Origin of the sequence: Sphaerisporangium aureirubrum, from assembly GCF_042658925.1 — a bacterium.
Lineage (GTDB): Bacteria > Actinomycetota > Actinomycetes > Streptosporangiales > Streptosporangiaceae > Sphaerisporangium > Sphaerisporangium aureirubrum.
This window is the reverse complement of sequence record NZ_JBHSRF010000005.1, coordinates 163850-183405: the sequence shown is the minus strand read 5'-3', so window position 1 is coordinate 183405 and position 19556 is coordinate 163850. Positions and strand designations below refer to the sequence as shown.

Genomic DNA, 19556 nt, shown 5'->3' with positions numbered 1-19556 from the left:
GAGGTCAGCGGTTGAGTAGTGGGCCGGAGCCTGTGGAGCCGCGGACTATCAGTTCGGGTTGGAAGATCAATTCGGTGTTTTTGGGTTTGGCGCCGTTTATTTCTTCTAGGAGGGTTTGGACGGCGGCGGTGGCCATGGGGCCGATGGGCTTGCGGATGGTGGTCAGTGGGGGGTCGGTGAAGGCGATCAGTGGGGAGTCGTCGAAGCCGACTACCGAGACGTCGCCGGGGACCGAGAGGCCTTGGGAGCGGGCGGCGCGGATCACGCCCAGCGCCATCAGGTCGCTGGCGCAGACTATGCCGGTGCAGCCGCGGGCGAGGAGGGCGGTGCCGGCGGCTTGGCCGCCTTCTACGGAGAACAACGAGTGCTGGATCAGGTCTTCGCAGTCGGCCACACCCAGGAGTGAGGACATCGCTTGGGTGAAGCCTTCGATTTTGCGGATCACGGGGACGAAGCGGCGCTGGCCTACGGCGAGGCCTATGCGCTGGTGGCCCAGGGTCACCAGGTGCTGGACGGCCAGTTTCGCGGCCATGCGGTCGTCCGGGGAGATGAACGGCGCCTCGATGTGGGTGCTGTAGCCGTCGACCAGGACGATGGGGAGGCCGCGGTCGGTGAGGCGGGTGTAGCGGTCCATCCGGGCGGTGGTGTCGGCGTGGAGGCCGGAGACGAAGACGATTCCGCTCACGTCGCGTTCCAGGAGGAGTTCGGTGAACTCGTCCTCGGGGGCGCCGCCGGGGCTCTGGGTGCACAGGACGGGGGTGTAACCGTGCTGGGTCAGCGACTTCTCCACCGCTTGGGCGAAGGCGGGGAAGATGGGGTTGTCCAGTTCGGGGGTGACCAGGCCGATCAGGCCGTTGCTGCGCTGGCGGAGGCGCTGGGGGCGTTCGTAGCCCATCAGGTCGAGAGCCGTCAGGACGAGTTGGCGGGTGTGGGCGGAGACGCCGGACTTGCCGTTGAGGACGCGGCTTACCGTGGCCTCGCTTACGCCTGCTTGGGCGGCGATATCGGACAGGCGGGCGTTTCCGTTCACGCTGAGTACTTTACGCACTTCTGGCCGTCCACCACGCGGCGGACTCCGGGGGGAGGAGCACGGTGCGGGCCTCCGGCGCCGTGGGGGCGGTGGCCAGGAGGAGGGTGCCGGGGAGGGGTACCTCGACGGGGTGGGCGGAGACGTTGACGGTGCAGACGACGTCGCCCCGGGTGAAGGCCAGGGTGCCGGGCGGGGAGTCGAGCCAGTGCAGGAGGCCGTCGCCCAGGGAGGGGTGGTCGCGGCGGATGCGCAGGGCCTCGCGGTACAGGGACAGCGTGGAGGCGGGGTCGGCGCGCTGGGACTCGACGGTCAGCGGGGCCCAGGTGGCGGGGAGGGGGAGCCACGTGTCGTCGATGCCGGGGGGGCTGAATCCGAAGGGGGGCTCGGTGTGGGCCCAGGGCAGGGGGACGCGGCAGCCGTCGCGACCGTCGCCGGGGGCGCGGAGGCGCTGGGGGTCCTGGCAGACCTCGTCGGGGAGGTCGAGGACTTCGGGGAGGCCGAGTTCCTCGCCCTGGTAGATGTACGCCGAGCCGGGGAGCGCGAGCATCAGCAGGGCGGCGGCGCGGGCGCGGCGCAGGCCGGCGGCGCCGTCGCCGTAGCGGGTGACGTGGCGTTTGACGTCGTGGTTGGACAGGACCCAGGTGGAGGGGGCGCCGACGGGGGCGACGGTGGCGAGGGACTCGTCGATGACGGCGCGCAGGGCGGCGGCGTCCCAGGGGGCCTTGAGGAAGTGGAAGTTGAACGCCTGGTGCAGCTCGTCGGGGCGGACGTAGCGGGCGAGGCGCTCCTGGGTGGGGGCCCAGGCCTCGGCGACGCCGATGCGCTCGCCGGGGTAGGAGTCCAGGAGGCGGCGCCAGGAGCGGTGGATCTCGTGCACGCCGTCCTGGTCGAAGTACGGCAGGACGGCGGTGCCGAGCATCTCGGCCTGGCTCGCGGCGCCGATGTCTGGCAGGCCGGGGGCCTTCACCATGCCGTGCGCGACGTCGACGCGGAAGCCGTCGACGCCGAGGTCCAGCCAGAAGCGCATGACGGCGGCGAACTCGTCGTGCACCTCGGGGTGGTCCCAGTTGAGGTCGGGCTGTTCGGGGGCGAACAGGTGGAGGTACCACTCGCCGTCGGGGAGGCGGGTCCAGGCGGGGCCGCCGAAGAGGGACTCCCAGTCGTTGGGGGGCCGCTCCCCCGCCGGGCCGCGGCCGGGGCGGAATATATAGCGGTGCCGCTCGGGGGCGCCGGGGCCGGCGGCGACGGCGGCGGTGAACCAGGCGTGGCGGTCGGAGGTGTGGTTGGGGACCACGTCGGTGATGACCTTGAGGCCGTGCCGGTGGGCGTCCTCGATGAGGGCCTTGGCGTCGGCCAGGGTGCCGAAGATCGGGTCGACGTCGCGGTAGTCGGCGACGTCGTACCCGAAGTCGGCCATCGGGGAGGTGTAGAACGGCGTCAGCCAGATGGCGTCCACGCCCAGCTCCGCCAGGTAGCCGAGCCTGCTGCGCACGCCGAGCAGGTCGCCGACGCCGTCGCCGTTGCCGTCGGCGAAGCTGCGGACGTAGACCTGGTAGATGACCGCGTCGCGCCACCAGCGGGTGGCGGCGGTCACCGGTCGGGCTGCGCGGGCGACGTCGGTCATTCAGGACCCCCGATTCTCCGAAATTTCAGGACCTAACTACTACGCCTTGGTGGCCCCGGCGGTCAGGCCGGTCACCAGGTGGCGCTGCACGAGAAGGAAGACCACCGCAGCGGGCGCGGCGATCAGCACCGAGGAGGCGGTGAGCAGGCCCCACTCGGCCTTGTGCTGGCCGACGAACTGGGCGAGCCCCACGGCCAGGGTGTACTTGTCGTCGCCGGTCATGAACGCGGTGGCGTACGCGACCTCGGCCCAGGCGGTGATGAAGGAGTAGAACGCCGCCACCGCGAGCCCCGGCTTGGACAGCGGCAGGATCAGCCGCCAGAACGTGCCGAAGTGGGTGAGCCCGTCGACCCGCCCGGCCTCGTCGATCTCCACCGGGACGGTGTCGAAGTACCCCTTCATCATCCACGCGCAGAACGGCACGGCCGAGGTGAGGTAGGCGATGACCAGGCCGGGGAACTGGTTGATCAGCCCGAGCCCGGCCAGCAGGTTGTAGATGGGCACGATCAGGATGGCCACCGGGAACATCTGGGTGATCAGCAGCATCCACATGACCGAACGGAAGCCGGGGAAGCGGAACCGGCTGACCGCGTAGCCGGTGCTCGCCGACATCATCACGCCGAGCACGGTGGTCAGCGCCGCGACCAGCAGGGAGTTGAACAGCCAGCGCGGGAAGGCGGTGTCGCCGAGCACCTGCGCATAGTTGGCCAGGGTGGGGCTGTCGAAGAGCTTGACCGTGGTGCTCTGCCAGGCGTCCCTCGGCTTGATCGAGGTGAGCACCAGCCAGGCGACCGGGAAGACGGCCGTCAGGCTCGCCGCGATCAGCGTGACGTGCAGGGCGATCGAGGCGGCGGGCGAGCGCGAGGAGCGCCCCCTGGTACGGATCGCGACGTTGCTCACCATGCCTCCCCTGCCCGGCGCAGCGCGCGGCGGTAGACGACGGCCATGACGATGAGCAGCGCCAGGATGAGCACTCCCCACGCGGCCGACCCCGAGTAGTTGCGGATGCCCTCGAACGCCTGCCGGTAGGCGTAGGTGACGAGGATCTCGCTGGACCCGCCGGGACCGCCCCGGGTGACCAGGAAGATGACGGGGAACTGGTTGAACGTCCAGATGGTGCCGAGCAGCACGACGGTGCTGGACACCGGGCGCAGGCCGGGCAGCGTGATGTGCCGGAACCGCTGCCACGGCGTGGCGCCGTCCACCTCGGCGGCCTCGTAGAGCTCGCGCGGGATGGCCTGCAGGCCGCCGAGCAGCGCCAGCATCATGAACGGCACGCCCAGCCAGACGTTGACCGCGATCACCGACAGCTTCGCCCAGAACGGGTCGTCCAGCCAGCTGATCCCGGCGAGGCCCACGGCGCGCAGCATGGCGTTGACCACGCCGTACTCGCCGTTGAGCAGGAAGCGCCAGATGAACGCCGAGACGAACGCCGGCACCGCCCAGGGCAGCACCAGCAGCAGCCGGTAGAAGGACCGCAGCCGCATCGGCCGGTTGAGCAGCAGCGCCAGCCCGAGGCCGAGGCCGTAGTGCAGGGCGACGCACGCGACGGTCCAGGTGACGGTCCAGCCGAGCCGGGACAGGAACTCGGCGGAGGTGACGATCGCTGTGTAGTTGGACAGGCCGACGAACTCATAGGTGGACGGGATGACGTTCATCCCGATGGTCCGCCCCAGGTTGGCCTCGGTCGCGTCGGTGAGCGACAGGTAGATCCCGCGGACCAGCGGGTACCCGACCAGGACCAGCGTGACGATCACCACGGGGGCGCACATCGCCCACGCGTACCAGTGCCGGGAGACGAACCGGCCCGCCCGGCCGCCGCGCATCGGGTCGCGGGCCCGGCCGCGGGCGGAGGCGCCCGCGGCCGTCCCGTCGACGACCTGTGCCGTCATCGGCTACAGGCTCCAGCCCTTGAGCAGGCCCTGGTAGGCCTTGGCGACGTCCTGGAGGACGGGCTCGGTGCCCTTCTGACCGGCGGCGAGCTTCTGGTAGCCCTCCAGGAGCGGCTGGAACAGCTGGCCGCCCTCGGGGATCCAGGGACGTTCGACGGCCGTGGCCATCGGGTCCTTCCACTTGGCGATCATGTCGTTGGCGGTGGCCTCCGGCATGGTGTAGGCGGACTGGCGGGTGGGAAGCAGGCCGAGCTTGCCGGCGATCTTGGCCTGGCTCTCGGCGGAGTCCATGAACTTGATGAAGAGGTAGGAGGCGTCGAGGTTCTGCGAGCCGGCGTAGACCGCGTAGTCGTGGCCGCCGGTGGGGGCGCCCGCCTTGACCGAGCCGGCCGGGACCGGGGCGATGCCGAAGTTGCCGGGGTCGTCCTTGAAGACCTTGCCGCCGAGGTTGTCGGTGTTGGACCACGGCCCGTTGAAGATCATGGCCGCCTTGCCCTCCTTGAAGGCGGTCTCGGCGTTGGTGTAGCTGTCCTGGATGGCGGGCTTGGCGGCGGCGCCGGACTTGATGAGGTCCTCCACCACCTTGACCCCGGCGACCGCCTGCGGGGACGCGACGGCGATCTTCTTGCCGGCGACGTCGAGCAGGTCGCCGCCCTCGCCGTAGATGAAGGGCAGCAGGAAGTAGGCGTCGACGTTGAGCGCGAGGCCCTCGGCGCCGGCCTTGGACTTGACGTCCAGGGCGACCTGCTTGAGCTCGGCGAACGTCTTCGGCGGGGCGTCGTGCCCGGCCTTCTTCAGCAGGGCCTTGTTGTAGAGGAGGCCGAGGGTGTCGGTGACCTGCGGCACGGCGTAGGTCTTGCCGTTGAACTTGCCGCTGCTCGCCGGGCTCGCCAGGAAGTCCTCCGGCTTGTCGACCGCCGGCGTGCCGTCGAGCGGAGCCAGGTAGCCGAGGGACGCGAACTCGGCGACCCACCCGACCTCGGCGCGCAGCACGTCGGGTGCGCCCGAGCCGCTCTGCGCGGCCGTCTTGAACTTGTTCTGCGCGTCGGCGAACGGCACGTTGACGTAGTTGACCTTGATCTTCGGGTACTGCTTCTGGAACTCGTCGATGAGCTCCTTGAAGACCGGCCCCTCGTTGGTGGCGTCCGAGGTGTCCCACCAGGTCACCTGGCCGGAGACCTCCGCGGCACCGGCGCTGGTGGCCGGAGCGGCCGATGGCTCGGTGTTCCCGCCGCCGCAGGCGGATACCGCCAGCGCCAGCGCCGCGGCCGCCGCCGCGGCCGAGATGGCTCGCCGCATGTGTGCACTCCTTGCTCAAAGCGTCATTGCCCAGAGGGTCGGCGCCGCCGCCCGCGTCCCCGGGAGTGGGCGGGCGGCACCGGGGTACGCGGAACGTAACAGTCATGTGAACGCTCGTGAAAGACCTTTCGGAAACTTTCTGCAAATTGTGACATGCTCGCCATTACCCCGGCCTTACCCATCCGGACCAGGACAGGTGCCGCCCCTCCCCTCCCCCCGGCCGCACAGACCCGGGCAGGCGCTTGTGACCTCAATGGTTGCAACCGTCCTGACGTCGGCAGACGTGTATCGGTCAAGTAACTGGTGGATGTGCGATTTCTCACTGCACGTATGGACACAACGCCCCGGACGCGATGTACTACCTCATCAATCACAATGACGGCTGGGATCCGGGCGATGCCGCCCGGGAGGAACGAGTGACGATGAGTACCGTCGTTCTCGACAACGTGACGAAGGTGTACCCAGGGGGCACTCTCGCGGTCGATCGATTGAGCTTGCGCGCGGAGGAAGGTGAGTTACTCGTCCTGCTCGGGCCGTCCGGGTGCGGAAAATCGACACTTCTACGGATGATCGCGGGACTTGAGGAAATCACCGCAGGTGATTTGTACCTTCACGGGGGACTTGCTAACGATCTCGCGCCACGTGACCGGGACGTCGCGATGGTATTTCAGAACGGCGCGCTCTACCCACACCGGACCGTCCGCGGAAATCTCGCCTTCCCGCTGGAGATCGCCAAAGCCGACCCCGCCATGGTCAGGGAGCGGGTGGTCGAGCTCTCCAGGGCGCTGCACATCGACGAGACCCTGGAAAGACGCCCCGGGACGCTGTCGGGCGGCCAGCGCCAGCGCGTGGCGATGGGCAGGGCGATCGTCCGCCAGCCGTCGCTGTTCCTGATGGACGAGCCGCTGTCCAACCTCGACGCCTCGATGCGCACCGAACTGCGGATGGAGATCTCCTCCCTGGTCCGCGCGCTCGGCGTCACCACCATCTACGTCACGCACGACCAGGTCGAGGCGCTGACCCTGGCCGACCGCATCGCCATCCTCAACCGTGGCGTGCTGCAGGACGTCGGCACCCCGGCGCAGATCTACAACGACCCCGCGACGGCGTTCGTCGCGTCGTTCCTCAGCTCCCAGCAGCTCAACCTGCTGTCCGCGACGGTCCGCACCCCGCAGAACCAGTACATACTGCTGGACTTCGGCCTCCACCAGATCACCATGCCGTGGACCGACCCCCGGGCGTACGCGGTGTCCCAGCACACCGGCAGCCAGATCATCGTCGGCATCCGCTCCGACGGCCTCACGCCGATCCCCGAGGGCGTGGACGGCCCGCACTTCGCAGGCCGGGTGCGCACGCTGGAGTACCACGGCCACGAGTGGCTCGCCTACCTGGAGGTCGGCATCCCCGCGGTGTCGGCCCCCGAGCCGATGCCGAAGCTGGCCAACGGGTACGTCAACGGCTACACCAACGGGAACGGCAACGGGCACGGCACGGCCGCCCGGATGCGCTCCATGGTGCGGCGCCTCATCGGCAACGGCGAGCCCGACCCCGCCGAGGACGCCCCGCCCATCACCGGCAGCGGGCACCACCGCCGGTCCGACCTGGTGGTGCGGCTCGGCGGCCGGCCGGTCTGGCGCGCGGGCGAGCACGGCCGCGTCGCGGTGGACCTGAGCCGCATCATGCTCTTCACCACGACGGGCGAGCGCATCGACCCGCCCCGCCGCTGACCTCAGGCGGCCGAGGCGTCGTCCGACCGGCCGGGGGCCGGGGCGGTCATGCCACCGTGCGGTCGGTCGCGGCCACCAGCAGCGCGACGATCTCGACCACGCGCAGCACCTTGTCCAGCTCCACCTGATGGAACGGCGGGCCCTCGGTGCGCGCCACCACCAGATGCAGCCCCGCCGGGCGCACCGGCATGCTCAGCAGGTGCAGCGACCCCTCACTGAAGGCGGAGGGACGCAGCGGCGTCAGGTCGGGCATGTCGTCCAGGCCGGGGGCCTGCCAGCTGCCGTGCACCACCTCGCCGGTGTCGGAGTCGACGGCCACCGCCCACTGCGCGCCCACCAGGTCGGGCACCGCGTCGACCAGTGTGACGAAGGCCCGGTCGGAGTCGGTCGCGACGTGGCCGATCAGGTCGTAGTCCGGGCTGCTCCCCGGCACCTCACGGGTCGGCCACGCGCCGTCCACCCGCACCCCCGGCACCACCCCGAGCCGGTCGCGCAGGTCCTCGGCGGAGAAGCCCCCCGGCCAGGACACGGTGAAGTCGTCCACCGCCCGCCCCGCCTCGCGTTCCAGCACCGTCACCTGGAGGATGTCCGCGCCGAGCACGCCGAAGGCCCGCGCCACCTGACCGAGCACCCCCGGACGGTCGGGCAGCGACACCCGCACCCGAAGCACCATCCACGTACCTCCATGTCCCCGGGCCGGGCTCGGCGCGCCGGACCACACGCCCCGCCCAGGCCGATCACCGGCTCACGCCACAGCGTGGCGGATAGAGATTTCGACCATGTTCCGAAGTTATGTCCGGAATAAGTCGTACTCAGTATTGATATGCGCCCGCGTCCGGGTTTTTCGCCCGAGGGATGGCCCGCCCCGCCGCGTCGTACGCCAGCCCCGCCCCGCCGAACCACGACGGGCCGAGCGGCACCCCGCGGCCGATCGCCGGCGACCCCGCGCGCAGCCGCAGGTCGCGCCGGCTGCGGAAGCGGGGGTCGGCCCGCACCGACCGGCGCCCCGGAGAGAAGTCGCTGAGCTTGCCGTCGTACACCCCGCCCGCGTCGTCGATGCCGGAACCGTCCTCGAAACCGATGGTCCCACCCACCCTCACCACGTTGTTGCGCAGGGTCAGGATCCGCCCTGAGCACCCGTCGGCGCAGGAGAACCCGATGGTCGTGCGCGCGGGGAGGTAGACGGAGTTGTGCACCGCCACCGTCCCGCGCACCGGCCCGACCGAGTGCCCCGAGCCGCGCGTGATGAGGAACGATCCACGCGGGCGCGTGGAGGTCACCACGTTGTGCGCGAACAGGTTGCCGGTGGCGGTCCCGCCCGGCGCGTGCCCGAGCTCGGCGAAGGTCTCGTTGTCCCTGGCGACGTTGTGCGCGACCACGTTGCGGTCCCCGCCGTACACCTCCACCGCGGCGCCGTCGGCGACGTAGTCGTGGCTGCGGGCGTAGCTGCCGGTGATCAGGTTGCCGACGACCCGGTTGTCGTCGCCGTTCAGCAGCACCCCGAACGCGCCCGAGTCGTTGTCCGGGGCGTCGTCGTCGACGCTCATCCGGTCGTTCCCGGCCACCTGGCTGTTGCGCAGCACGTTGCGCGCCCCGCCCGGGGTGATCCACACCCCCGTCACGTTGCGGTCCGCGTAGACGTCCCACAGGTCGTTGTGGCGCCCCTCCACCCGGAACCCGGCCCAGCCGCACCGGGAGGCCCGCAGCTCCGACACCCGGATGTAGGAGCCCGTCACCACGACGCAGTCGTCGTCCCCCGAGGTGATCCTCGGCCGCGCCCCCGAGCCGTACGCGCCGACGACGACCGGCCGCGCGGCGGTGCCCTTGCCTTTCAGCTCCAGCGTGCCCTTCCACCGGCCGCCCCGGCGCAGCAGCAGGGTGTCCCCCGGCCGCAGGGCCCGCTCGCCGGCCCGCGCGAGCGAGCGCCACGCCTTCTTCGGGGAGGTACCCGGCGCGTCGTCGTCACCCCGCGAGGCGTCCACGTAGTAGGTCCTGCTCGCGTAGGAGGCCCCGGCCGCGTGCTGCGACGCGCCCGCGCGAGCGAGGGCGCCTTCCTCGGGCAGGGGGCGTGCCGCCGGGTCGGCGAGCAGCACGGAGATCAAAGGTAACGACAAGCCCGCCCGCCAGAATTTCGGCGCCATAACCCCACACTCGGTAATCAGATGATCGCTGCCGCTCACGGTAGCGGCCCGGCCCCCGGTCCGCGAGGGGTGACGGCCACCGGTGTCCGGAAGATCGGCCACGGCGGACGTTAGGCGGCCCCGCCCGCGCCTCGCGGGAGTTTGCCAGCGCTTGGATAGCTCTTTCCCATCTCGTGGGATCTTGAGTGGGTGTGCGGGCAGTAGCCTTTGCCAATGTCACGCCGATGGGCGGCCTTGTGGCCCCGCACGATCAGGGGGCAGGTCACCTTCCTCACCCTCGTGCTGACCACGGTTTTCCTGACCCCCCTCGGCCTGGCCGCGGACACGGTGATCAGGAACGCCGTCGCCGAGTCGCTCTGGCGCGAGACCCGGGCCGCCGCCGCCCGCACCGTCGTGGACTACCACGAGGGCACCCTGCGCAACCCCATCGCCGTCCCCGCCGCGTCGCGGGTCGTGGTGCAGCTGGCCGGGCCCGGCGGCCACGTGCTGGCCTCCAGCGAGTCCGCCAGAGGGCTCCCCGTGCTCGGGCACCCCCCGGGCGGGAGGCAGGACCACGCCATCGACTTCTGGACCTGTCCGCGCGTGCACGAGGAGTGCTACCACGCCACCGCGCTCCTCACCGGCGCCGCGGCCGACGCGCCGGTGGTGTACGCGGCCTTCCCCACTCCCGGCCTGCTCAGCGGGCACCTGGTGGACGTCACGATCGGCATCCAGATCGCCCTGCTGGTCGGGCTGATCGGCTGGGTCGCCACCAAGGCCGCCGACCGGGCGCTCGGCACCATCGACCACATCCAGGCCGAGCTGGCCCACATCACGGTGAGCGACCTGTCCCGGCGGGTGCCCGAGCCTCCCGGCGACGACGAGATCTCCGGGCTGGCGCGGACCGTCAACTCCACGCTGGCCCGCCTGGAGCACTCGGTGGAGCAGCAGCGCCGCTTCGCCGCCGACGCCTCCCACGAGTTGCGGACCCCCATCGCGGGCCTGCGCGCCCAGCTGGAGGACGCCCGGCTGCACCCGGAGGACACCGACCTGAACGGCCTGGTGGCCGGGGCGCTGCGCGACACCGACAGGATCGAGACCATCGTCACCGATCTGCTGTTCATGGCCAGGCTGGGCTCCAGCGGCCCCGCCGTGCAGGAGTGCGTCGACCTCGGGCGGCTCGCGGCGGACGAGATCGGGCGCCGGGGCTGCCGGGTGCCGATCACCGCGGACCTGCAGGACGACGTCGTGGTGCGCGGCGTGCCGACCCACCTCTGCCGGGTGCTGGCCAACCTGCTCGACAACGCCGAGCGGCACGCCGACCGGGTGGTGGCGGTGGAGGTGCGCGGCGTGCGCGGGATGGCGTTGCTCTCGGTGACCAACGACGGCGACCGCATCCCCGTGGCGGAACGCGAGAGGATCTTCCAGCGGTTCACGCGGCTGGACGAGGCCCGCGGCCGGAACCGTGGCGGCACGGGGCTCGGGCTCGCCATCGCCAGGGACGTGGCCATCGCGCACGGCGGAACGCTGCAGGTGGAGGACGCCGCGGCGGGCACGAGATTCGTCCTGAGACTGCCGATCGTGGAATGACGGCGGGCGGCGCGCTCCCCAAGAGTTAACAGGAGCGACGTTGGGTGTTCAGCTCGGGCTTTCCTTACCGGAGGGGACCGGTGGTTAGCGTGCCTGACACCCACGAGCGTGCCTAAGAGGCGAGCGCTCGCTATCGCCTATCAGGGAGTCACTACTGTGCGAGTCCTGGCCGTCGTCCCCGCCCGCGGTGGTTCCGTGGGCGTTCCGCTCAAGAACCTGGCCAAGGTGGGGGGCGTGCCCCTGGTCACCCGCGCGGTGAACTCCTGCGTCGCGGCCGGGCTCGTGGACGAGGTCGTGGTCAGCACCGACCACGCCGGGATCGCCGACGCCGCCGTCGCGGCGGGCGCGCGGGTCGTGAACCGCCCCGCCGACCTCAGCGGCGCCACCGCCTCCAGCGAGTCCGCCGTGCTGCACGCCCTCGACCAGCTCGACGACGACCCCGAGGTCGTCGTCCTGGTGCAGTGCACCAGCGCCTTCATCGACCCGGCCGACCTGGACTCCGCGGTGGCCAAGGTCCTCGCGGGCGGCGCCGACGTGGTGTTCTCCGCGCTGGAGACCCACGAGTTCGTGTGGAACCAGGCCGGCGAGGGCGTCGGCGGGGTCAACCACGACCCGGCGCACCGTCCGCGCCGCCAGGACCGCGCCCCCGAGTACCGGGAGACCGGCGCGTTCTACGTGATCCGCGCCGCCGGCCTGCGTGAGCACGGGCACCGTTTCTTCGGCACCGTCGCGGTGCAGCCGGTCCCGGCCGGGCACGCGGTGGAGGTCGACACCCCCGAGGACCTGCGGATCGTGCGCGCGCTCGCGCCGGTCGTGGACCGGCCCGGGCCCATCGACGTGGACGCCGTGATCACCGACTTCGACGGCGTGCACACCGACGACCTGGTGTACGTCGACCAGGAGGGCCGCGAGGCCGTGGCCGTCTCCCGCTCCGACGGGCTCGGCTTCGACCTGCTCAAGCGGGCCGGCGTGAAGGTGCTGGTGCTGTCCACCGAGCGCAACCCGGTGGTGTCCGCCCGGGCCCGCAAGCTCGGCGTGCCGGTGCTGCAGGGCCTGTCGGCCAAGCACACCGCGCTGCGCGACTGGCTGAGCATCGAGGGCCTGGACCCGGCCCGGGTGGCGTACGTCGGCAACGACGTCAACGACCTCGGCTGCCTGAACCTGGTCGGCTGGCCGATCGCCGTCCCCGACGCCCATCCCGAGGTGCGCGCCGCCGCCCGGGTCGTGCTGACCCGCAAGGGCGGCGCGGGCGCCGTGCGCGAGCTGTGCGACCGCGTGGTGGCCGCCCGCCCCGCCGGCGCCCTGACGCCCACCGTGACCGCCGCGCCCCCCGTGCCGCGGATCAAGGGCGCCCCGGTCGCCATCGGCGGCTCGCTGGTCGGCGCCGGGCAGCCGGTGTACGTCATCGGCGAGATCGGCATCAACCACAACGGCGACCTGGACATCGCGCGCCGCCTCATCGACGTGGCCGCCGACGCGGGCTGCCAGGCGGTGAAGTTCCAGAAGCGCACCCCGGAGATCTGCGTGCCGGTCGAGCAGCGCGACCTGATCCGGCAGACGCCGTGGGGCGAGATGACCTACCTGGAGTACAAGCACCGGGTGGAGTTCGGCGCCGACGAGTACGCCCAGATCGGCAAGTACTGCGAGGAGCGCGGCATCGACTGGTTCGCCTCCCCGTGGGACGTGCCGTCGGTCGACTTCCTGGAGGACATGAACGTCGTCGCGCACAAGGTCGCCTCGGCCAGCGTCACCGACCACGAGATGCTGCGCAGGCTGGCGGCCACCGGCAAGCCGATCATCCTGTCGACCGGCATGTCCGACATCGAGGAGATCGACGCGGCCGTGGAGATCCTCGGCACGTCCAAGCTCGTCATGATGCACGCCACCTCCACCTACCCGCTGCCCCCCGAGGAGGCTAACCTGCGGGCGATCGTCACGCTGCGTGAGCGGTACGGCGTGCCGGTGGGCTACTCCGGCCACGAGCGCGGCCTGCAGATCTCGCTGGCGGCCGTCACCCTCGGCGCGGTCACCGTGGAGCGGCACATCACGCTGGACCGCACGATGTGGGGCTCCGACCACGCCGCCTCGCTGGAGCCGAGCGGCCTGGAGCACCTGGTGCGCGACATCCGGATCATCGAGACCGCCCTCGGCGACGGTGTCAAGCGGGTGTTCCCCGGCGAGGAGGCGCCCAAGGCCCGGCTGCGCCGCGTGACGGTCTGACCGGGGTGACGAGGAGACCCGTGACCCTCGGCGGAGGCCGCCTGTGATCACTCTGTCCGTGATCGTGCCGGTGCGGGACGCCGAGCCGTACATCTCCGACGCGCTCACCTCCCTGGTGCGCAACGCGCGGGCCGACTTCGAGTTCATCGTGGTCGACGACGGCTCGGCGGACGAGACGCCGCTGATCGTGGAGGACGTCCGGGACGAGCTGCCCGGCCTCACCGTGTTGCGCAACACGGTGCCGGCCGGGCTGGCCGACGCGCGCAACCTCGGCCTGTCCCTGGCCTCCGGCCGGTACGTGACGTTCCTGGACGGCGACGACTGGCTGGCCCCCGGGTACCTCACCCAGCTGGTCGCCGCGATCGACGGGCTCGGCTGCGACTTCGTCCGGGTCGACCACGTGCAGGTGGAGGGGCGCAAGCGCACGCTGAACCGCGCGCCCGAGCACCGCCGCGGGGTGGTGCTCAAGCCGCGGGACGGCATCCTGCCGCTGAACGCCAAGACGATGGTCGACTACCCCTACGCCTGGGCGGGGATCTACCGGCGCGACCTCGGCGAACTGCTGACGTTCCCCGGCCACCTGCACACCGCCGAGGACCGGCCGTGGATCTGGCGGCTGCACCGGGAGGCGCGGTCGTTCGCGGCGGTCTCGCTGGCCGGGGTGTTCTACCGGCGGCTGGTGCCGAACTCCCTCACCCAGATCGGCGACGAGCGCCAGCTGCACTTCTTCGACGCCTTCGAGATGGTGCTGGCGCAGGTCCGCGCCGAGGAGGACCTGCTGCCGAAGGCGGTGCGCAGCTTCTGCGCGCTGCTGGCCCACCACCTGGAGCTGATCGACCGGTTCTCCCCCGACCTGCGCGGGCGCTTCACCGCGCGGGCCGGGGAGTTGCTGGCCGGGCTCCCGGCGGAGCTGGTGGCGGGCAGCGGGCTGGAACCAGAGCGGGCCGCGCTGCTGCGGCCCCTGCTCCCCGACGACGCGTATGCCGAGGTGCGCCAGCCGTGACCCAGGTCTTCTACAGCTCGACGCTGTTCGGCGCCATGACGCTGGCCGCGGCCATCGACGACGGCCGGTTCGGGCCGCGCGCCGGGCGGCGGCTGCTGCTGGTGTCCAACAACGCGGCCATCCCGGAGATCACCCCCGGGGTGGACGAGACCGAGGGCTTCGCGGCGATCCGGTCCAGGTTCGACGACGTGCGGTCCTGGAACGAGATCGTGGCGCCGCTGCACCCGTCGGACTGGAAGGCCCGCCAGGCCGAGCTGCCCATGCTGGGCCGCCTGCTGCGCTCCGACCTCGGCCTCGGCGACGGGCCCGCCGAACTGATCGTGGAGTCGATCGCGGTCCCGCCGTCCCGCACGCTGGCCGCGCTGATCCGCGACTGCCCGATCACGGTGTACTCCGACGGGCTGATGAGCTACGGCCCGACCCGCGACCCGCTGCCCTCGGAGATCGCCGGGCGGATCACCCGGCTGCTCCACCTGGACCTGGTGCCGGGCCTCGCCCCCCTGCTGCTGCGGGAGGCGGGCGTCGCGCCCCAGGCGGTGCCGGACGCCGCGTTCGCCGAGGTCATCGGGGCGATCCACGCGCCCGCGGACCTGGAGGGCGAGGCGGTGATCCTCGGCCAGTACCTGTCGGCGCTCGGCATCCTCACCGGCGACGAGGAGTCCGCGATGCACACGGCCATGCTGAGGGCGGTGGCGGCGCGCGGGCACACCACCGTGCTGTTCAAGCCGCACCCGGCGGCGGGGCGGCGGCACGCCAGGCGCATGCGGGCCGCGGCGGCGGACCTCGGGGTGGACCTGCGGGTCGCCGGGGAGACCGTGCCGGCCGAGGTGTGCGTCAAGGCGCTGCGCCCGCGGCTGGTGGTGGGGTGCTTCTCCACCGCGCTGATCACCTCGCACCGGCTGTTCGGCGCGCAGGTCGCCACGATGGGGTGCGAGACGGTGCTGGAGCGCCTCGCGCCGTACGAGAACAGCAACCGCGTCCCCGCCACGATCATCGACGCGACCCTGCCCCGGCTGGCCGAGGACGGCACGATCACCGACCCGCCGCCCGCCGACCTGCCCGGGCTGGTGGAGGCGGTGGGGTACTGCATGCAGAGCGAGCAGCACCCCGAGCTGCGCGAGGCCACGGCGCGCTATCTCGCCGAGCACGGCGCGCAGCCGCGCTACTTCAAGAACCGGCGCCTGGCCGCGCTCGGCCTCGCCGACGCACCGCCGCCCTGCCGCGCGGGCCGTCCGAGCGCGCTCGGACGGCTGCGCCGCGCGCTGGCCCGCTGATCGAGCGCCGGTCCCCCGCGGGGACCGGCGCCTTTCCTCAGCTCAGCGCCTTCAGGTACCGGCGGACCCGGCGGCTGGCGCGGTAGCCGGCGCGCAGGACGTTCGGCGGGAGCTCCACCCGCAGCCGGGCCCTGCGGCGGGCGGCGGCGTGGGCGGGGCCGTCCAGCAGGGGGCGCACCGGGGCGAGCCGCCCGGCCCGCGCCTCGGTCACCAGCGCGGCCAGCCGGGGCACCCAGTCGCTGGCCCCCTGGGCGTGGAAGTAGTTGGCGTCGCACCAGGCGGGGGACGGCCTGCGGAAGTCGGCCGAGGTCAGCTCGTCCAGGGTGCCGAGGCAGCCGCTGTCCTCGAACACCAGGTTGATCATCTCGGCGCTGACCCCGAAGTCGGACAGCACGAGCAGCGGCACCTGGGCGGCGATCGCCTCCAGCGCGGCGGTGGAGCTGACCGTGACGAACCCGGCCGCCGCGGCCAGGTGCTCGTGCATCGCGCCGGCGGCGAACCGCACCGCCCCGGCGGGCACGGTCCCGGCCTCGGCGAGGTCGCGCCAGAGCCGCTCGTAGTGGTGCCGCTCGTTGTGGGTCTGGCGCTCGGTCTCCAGCGCCCGCAGCTTCACCACCACGTCCAGGTCGGGACGGCGGGCGGCCAGCGCGGCCAGCGCCAGCAGGATGCCCTCGCGCTCCTCGCGCCGCCGCGGCACCTTGGCCTGGGTAGCGAACACCACCCGGTCGCCCGCCGCGGAGAACGCCGGGCGGGCGGTGGCGTGGTCGAGGTAGGGCAGCCGGGCCAGCGCGACGGTCCCGGTGGCGCCGAGCTCCTTGCCGATGCGGCCGAACTCGTCGACCTCCTTGCCGCTGTGCACGACGAACAGGTCGCAGCCGCCGCGGAAGAGCCACGCCTTCTCGGTGGCGGGGATCGAGATGCCCGGCAGGCCGGACACGAACACCGGGCGAGGGCTCATCCCGTCGAACACGCCGCTCACCAGCACGTCGACCACCGGCCCGGTGCAGGCGACCAGCACCACGTCCGGCCTGGTCCGCTCGGCGAGGCGCCGCAGCCCCCGCGCGGAGGCCACGGCCGGCGGGTCGCCCGCGGCGTACCCGGTGCCGCTGACCGCGGCGGCGATCTGCGCCTCGGACGGGGTGATCGGCGTCCGCACGACGGCGAGCGTCCGCGTCCAGTCCGCCGGGAGTTGGTCGAGCAGGCCCGCCGCCCACTTCAGATAGCTGTCGGAGTCGGCGACGGCGAGAACCCGGGTCAAGGAGCAGCCCTTTCGTGCGCGAACATCTGCAGGTGGGACCGGAGCGAGTCGGTGGCCGTGGGGGTCCACCAGTCGTCCGGGACGTCGACGGTCTCCACCGGCACGCCGCGCGCGGACAGCAGCACGCGCAGCGAGGTCACGGCGGTGGAGGGCAGGCTGAGCACGCGCTGGCCCGGCCGCAGGTCACGCAGGGTCATCTCGACCGGCGCTCCGCCGTCGTACACGGTGACCCCGGGATGGTCGCGCACCGCGGCGAGATCTCCGGGATCTTCCCGCCGGTGCGGATAGTACGCCACCGGGCCTTCCAGGGCGAACAGCCACGAGAAGTAGCGATCCCGGTGGATCAGCCCGTTGCGCACCAGCGAGGTGCCGAGCACGACAGTGCTCTCCGGCGGGCGGGGGTGCGCGGCGGCGGGCTGGGAGCGCAGCCAGGCGAAGTCGTGGGTGATCAGCTCGGCCCCGAGGCTCCGCACCGACGCGGCCAGCGCGGCGGGGACGGGCAGCGCGGTGAATATCGTCAGCCTGCCGGCGCGGGCGGCGGCGCGCAGGCGCAGCGCGGCGGCGGTGCCGAGGGCCCGGCGCGACCAGGTGGCGTCGGCGCGGGCGCGCAGCAGGGGCGTGCCCGGCCGGGCGGTGAGCAGTTCGAGCAGGCGGATGGTGGCGAGGCCGTCGTCGACCACGACCATGCGGCGCGGCACGGAGCCGAGCGCGGTGAGCTGCATGCGGCCGGAGAAGGCGTCGCCGAGCACCCAGGACTCGCGGCGGCCCGGCCGGGGCATGCGCTCCTCGGCGGTGTCCAGGCGCAGGCCCTCGGGCAGCGCGAGGGACGCCAGCTCCCTGCGGGTCACCCGCAGCCCCGGCAACTTCGCCCTGGCCATCACCTGGAGACCGGGCCCCACCACTCCGGCGTACCTCGCCTCGACCGCGCAGAGCAGCTGGAGGGGCGACTCCACCCAGGCGACGGCCGACCCCTGCTCCCGCACGCGGCTTCGACCGATCCTCTCCACGCCGGGTAATGAGACGTTCACGACGTAGGCAACCTAGTGCCACGACCCTACGCGGCGGGTAACGTCCGGTGAACGGCGGACAACAGGCGAAGGTCATGCGGCGCGGGGCCCCTGGTGAGGCCCATAGGTTTGCCGTCTCCAGGCCGGAGCAGCCTAAGTGGTTTGTCCTGTTTGCGCCTCTTTGTCCGATGTATTACTGTGAGGGGACTCCTGGTCTAGGAAACGCCTGAACAGGTAACTTCCTGGTCCGGGAGCAGGCCGGAGCGAGACAGGTCCGCCGCGGAGATCCATCTCCCGCCATCACGCTCCGGACGCCGAGTCCGCTCCCACGCGGAGCCGGGGACCCACCTTTCCGGGGTGAATCGGAGCGCCGTTCCCACAGGCGCGCCGTAGGGCGACTTCCAGGCCCGAACCCGTCAGCTAACCCGGTAGGCGCCTTTGGAAGAAGGAGCTCTCCCTTTGTCAACGTTCACGCAGCGACTCATGGACGCCCCACGACATCGCGTGATCGGGCTGGCCCTCGGTGGCCTCGTCATGGCCCAGGTGGTCACCGGAACCGCGCTCGCCCACGCCGACGGCCCGCCGTCCGACGCCATCGCCAAGGTCGCCTCCGCCGAGGCGCACGGCGAGCCTCGCTCGGTGAGCAAGGTCACCGCCGAGCAGGTGCTCCGCCTGGCCGAGTCCCAGGTCGGCATCTCCGAGGACAGCGCGGGGGGTGGCACCAAGTTCCAGGCATGGTACATGGCGAGCCCCCGGGCGCAGCAGACCATCGCCCGTGACACCGGCAAGATCTCGGACTACGCCAACGCGGCGTGGTGCGACATGTTCGTCTCCTGGGTCGGCGAGCAGCTCGGCATCCAGGACACGATGGGCCAGGACGCCTACACCGTCCAGCACGCCAAGTGGTTCGAGGCCCAGGGCCGCTGGGGCACCGCACCCAAGCCCGGCGCCGTGGTGTTCTTCGACTGGAACGGCGGCGGCATCGACGGCATCGACCACGTCGGGTTCGTCGTCCAGGACAACGGTGACGGCACCATCAAGACCGTCGAGGGCAACACCGGGAACGGCGTGGTCGAGATCCGCACCCGCCCGACCTACCAGGTGGCCGGCTACGGCTACCCGAGTTACGCGGCGGCCTGACCGCGGACCCCCCGCACGAACCGGGCGGGCGTTCCAGATCACCCACTCCCAGGGACGCCCGCCCTTCCCGCCGCCGCACGGCCGAACCAGCCCGCAACCGGCCGTGCGGCGGCACCTTCTTGTCTGTCTTTTGCGGAGGACTGTGCCGGTAGCGATGGGAGCGCTCCCAATACCGGCAATGGCCTTTTTGCCGCTTATCATCACATTCCATGCTTCTGGGAACCTCAGGAGTAACAGTTAGGTTTCGGCATATTGACGCCAGCGTTGCCCGTCGGGGACCCTTCGTGGGAGCGCTCCCAAATCTCGCCCGCGGGACCATGCCACCCGCGGTTCACGACTGAGGGATCCAGCACATCGCGGGGCCCGACTGTC

At 71.8% G+C, this 19556-nt stretch carries 15 protein-coding genes and 1 riboswitch; of the genes, 6 read left to right on the top strand and 9 right to left on the bottom strand.

Annotation, left to right across the window (positions count from 1 at the left end; all coding sequences use genetic code 11):
- Positions 1-4 precede the first annotated feature (4 nt).
- From ACFP1K_RS05640 to ACFP1K_RS05620, 5 genes are read right to left on the bottom strand one after another with little or no spacing between them, the layout of a single operon-like run.
- Positions 5-1030: a LacI family DNA-binding transcriptional regulator gene (locus ACFP1K_RS05640; RefSeq protein WP_380747611.1), complete on the bottom strand. Its 1026-nt coding sequence runs from the start codon at positions 1028-1030 to the stop codon at positions 5-7.
- A 10-nt stretch (positions 1031-1040) separates the two neighbouring features.
- Complete coding sequence (locus ACFP1K_RS05635; RefSeq protein ID WP_380747609.1) at positions 1041-2654, bottom strand: glycoside hydrolase family 13 protein; 1614 nt, start codon at positions 2652-2654, stop codon at positions 1041-1043.
- 39 nt (positions 2655-2693) lie between these two features.
- Entirely contained in the window at positions 2694-3557 is an 864-nt protein-coding gene (locus ACFP1K_RS05630; RefSeq protein ID WP_380747607.1) for a sugar ABC transporter permease, read from the bottom strand.
- Positions 3551-4546 (bottom strand): carbohydrate ABC transporter permease, encoded by a 996-nt coding sequence (locus ACFP1K_RS05625; protein WP_380747605.1) that lies wholly within the window; start codon positions 4544-4546, stop codon positions 3551-3553. The genes ACFP1K_RS05630 and ACFP1K_RS05625 overlap by 7 nt, the downstream gene beginning before the upstream one ends.
- 3 nt (positions 4547-4549) lie before the next feature.
- Entirely contained in the window at positions 4550-5845 is a 1296-nt protein-coding gene (locus ACFP1K_RS05620) for an extracellular solute-binding protein (RefSeq protein WP_380747603.1), read from the bottom strand.
- A 422-nt stretch (positions 5846-6267) separates the two neighbouring features.
- Here ACFP1K_RS05620 and ACFP1K_RS05615 point away from each other — a divergent pair, with 422 nt between their 5' ends.
- Positions 6268-7572: an ABC transporter ATP-binding protein gene (locus tag ACFP1K_RS05615; protein WP_380747601.1), complete on the top strand. Its 1305-nt coding sequence runs from the start codon at positions 6268-6270 to the stop codon at positions 7570-7572.
- Positions 7573-7618: 46 nt separating this feature from the next.
- Here ACFP1K_RS05615 and ACFP1K_RS05610 read toward each other — a convergent pair whose 3' ends face one another.
- Together ACFP1K_RS05610 and ACFP1K_RS05605 are read right to left on the bottom strand one after the other, a co-directional pair.
- Positions 7619-8245, bottom strand: coding sequence for an amino acid-binding protein (locus ACFP1K_RS05610; RefSeq protein WP_380747599.1), 627 nt, complete (start codon positions 8243-8245; stop codon positions 7619-7621).
- Between the two features lie 139 nt (positions 8246-8384).
- Entirely contained in the window at positions 8385-9686 is a 1302-nt protein-coding gene (locus ACFP1K_RS05605) for a hypothetical protein (protein WP_380747597.1), read from the bottom strand.
- 240 nt (positions 9687-9926) lie between these two features.
- Here ACFP1K_RS05605 and ACFP1K_RS05600 point away from each other — a divergent pair, with 240 nt between their 5' ends.
- The 4 genes from ACFP1K_RS05600 (at position 9927) to ACFP1K_RS05585 (ending at position 15779) form a co-directional block, all read left to right on the top strand.
- Positions 9927-11282 (top strand): sensor histidine kinase, encoded by a 1356-nt coding sequence (locus tag ACFP1K_RS05600; protein ID WP_380747595.1) that lies wholly within the window; start codon positions 9927-9929, stop codon positions 11280-11282.
- 156 nt (positions 11283-11438) lie between these two features.
- Positions 11439-13502 (top strand): N-acetylneuraminate synthase family protein, encoded by a 2064-nt coding sequence (locus ACFP1K_RS05595; protein ID WP_380747593.1) that lies wholly within the window; start codon positions 11439-11441, stop codon positions 13500-13502.
- 43 nt (positions 13503-13545) lie between these two features.
- A complete protein-coding gene (locus tag ACFP1K_RS05590; protein ID WP_380747591.1) occupies positions 13546-14505 on the top strand; it encodes a glycosyltransferase family 2 protein in 960 nt (319 codons plus the stop codon).
- On the top strand, positions 14502-15779 hold the full coding sequence (locus ACFP1K_RS05585) for a polysialyltransferase family glycosyltransferase (RefSeq protein WP_380747589.1): 1278 nt from the start codon (positions 14502-14504) through the stop codon (positions 15777-15779). Before ACFP1K_RS05590 ends, ACFP1K_RS05585 begins: the two co-directional genes overlap by 4 nt.
- A 37-nt stretch (positions 15780-15816) precedes the next feature.
- Here the strand turns inward: ACFP1K_RS05585 and ACFP1K_RS05580 are convergent, their stop codons facing one another.
- The gene (locus tag ACFP1K_RS05580) at positions 15817-17037 is read right to left on the bottom strand and encodes a DUF6716 putative glycosyltransferase (RefSeq protein ID WP_380747587.1); all 1221 of its coding nucleotides are present in this window, start codon (positions 17035-17037) and stop codon (positions 15817-15819) included.
- Positions 17034-18020: a hypothetical protein gene (locus ACFP1K_RS05575; protein ID WP_380747585.1), complete on the bottom strand. Its 987-nt coding sequence runs from the start codon at positions 18018-18020 to the stop codon at positions 17034-17036. The genes ACFP1K_RS05580 and ACFP1K_RS05575 overlap by 4 nt, the downstream gene beginning before the upstream one ends.
- 326 nt (positions 18021-18346) lie before the next feature.
- A riboswitch (cyclic di-AMP (ydaO/yuaA leader) is annotated at positions 18347-18494 on the top strand.
- A gap of 9 nt (positions 18495-18503) precedes the next feature.
- On the opposite strand from ACFP1K_RS05575, the gene ACFP1K_RS05570 reads away from it, so the two are divergent.
- Positions 18504-19184, top strand: a complete 681-nt coding sequence (locus ACFP1K_RS05570) for a CHAP domain-containing protein (protein ID WP_380747583.1) — start codon at positions 18504-18506, stop codon at positions 19182-19184.
- The last annotated feature ends 372 nt before the right edge of the window (positions 19185-19556 follow it).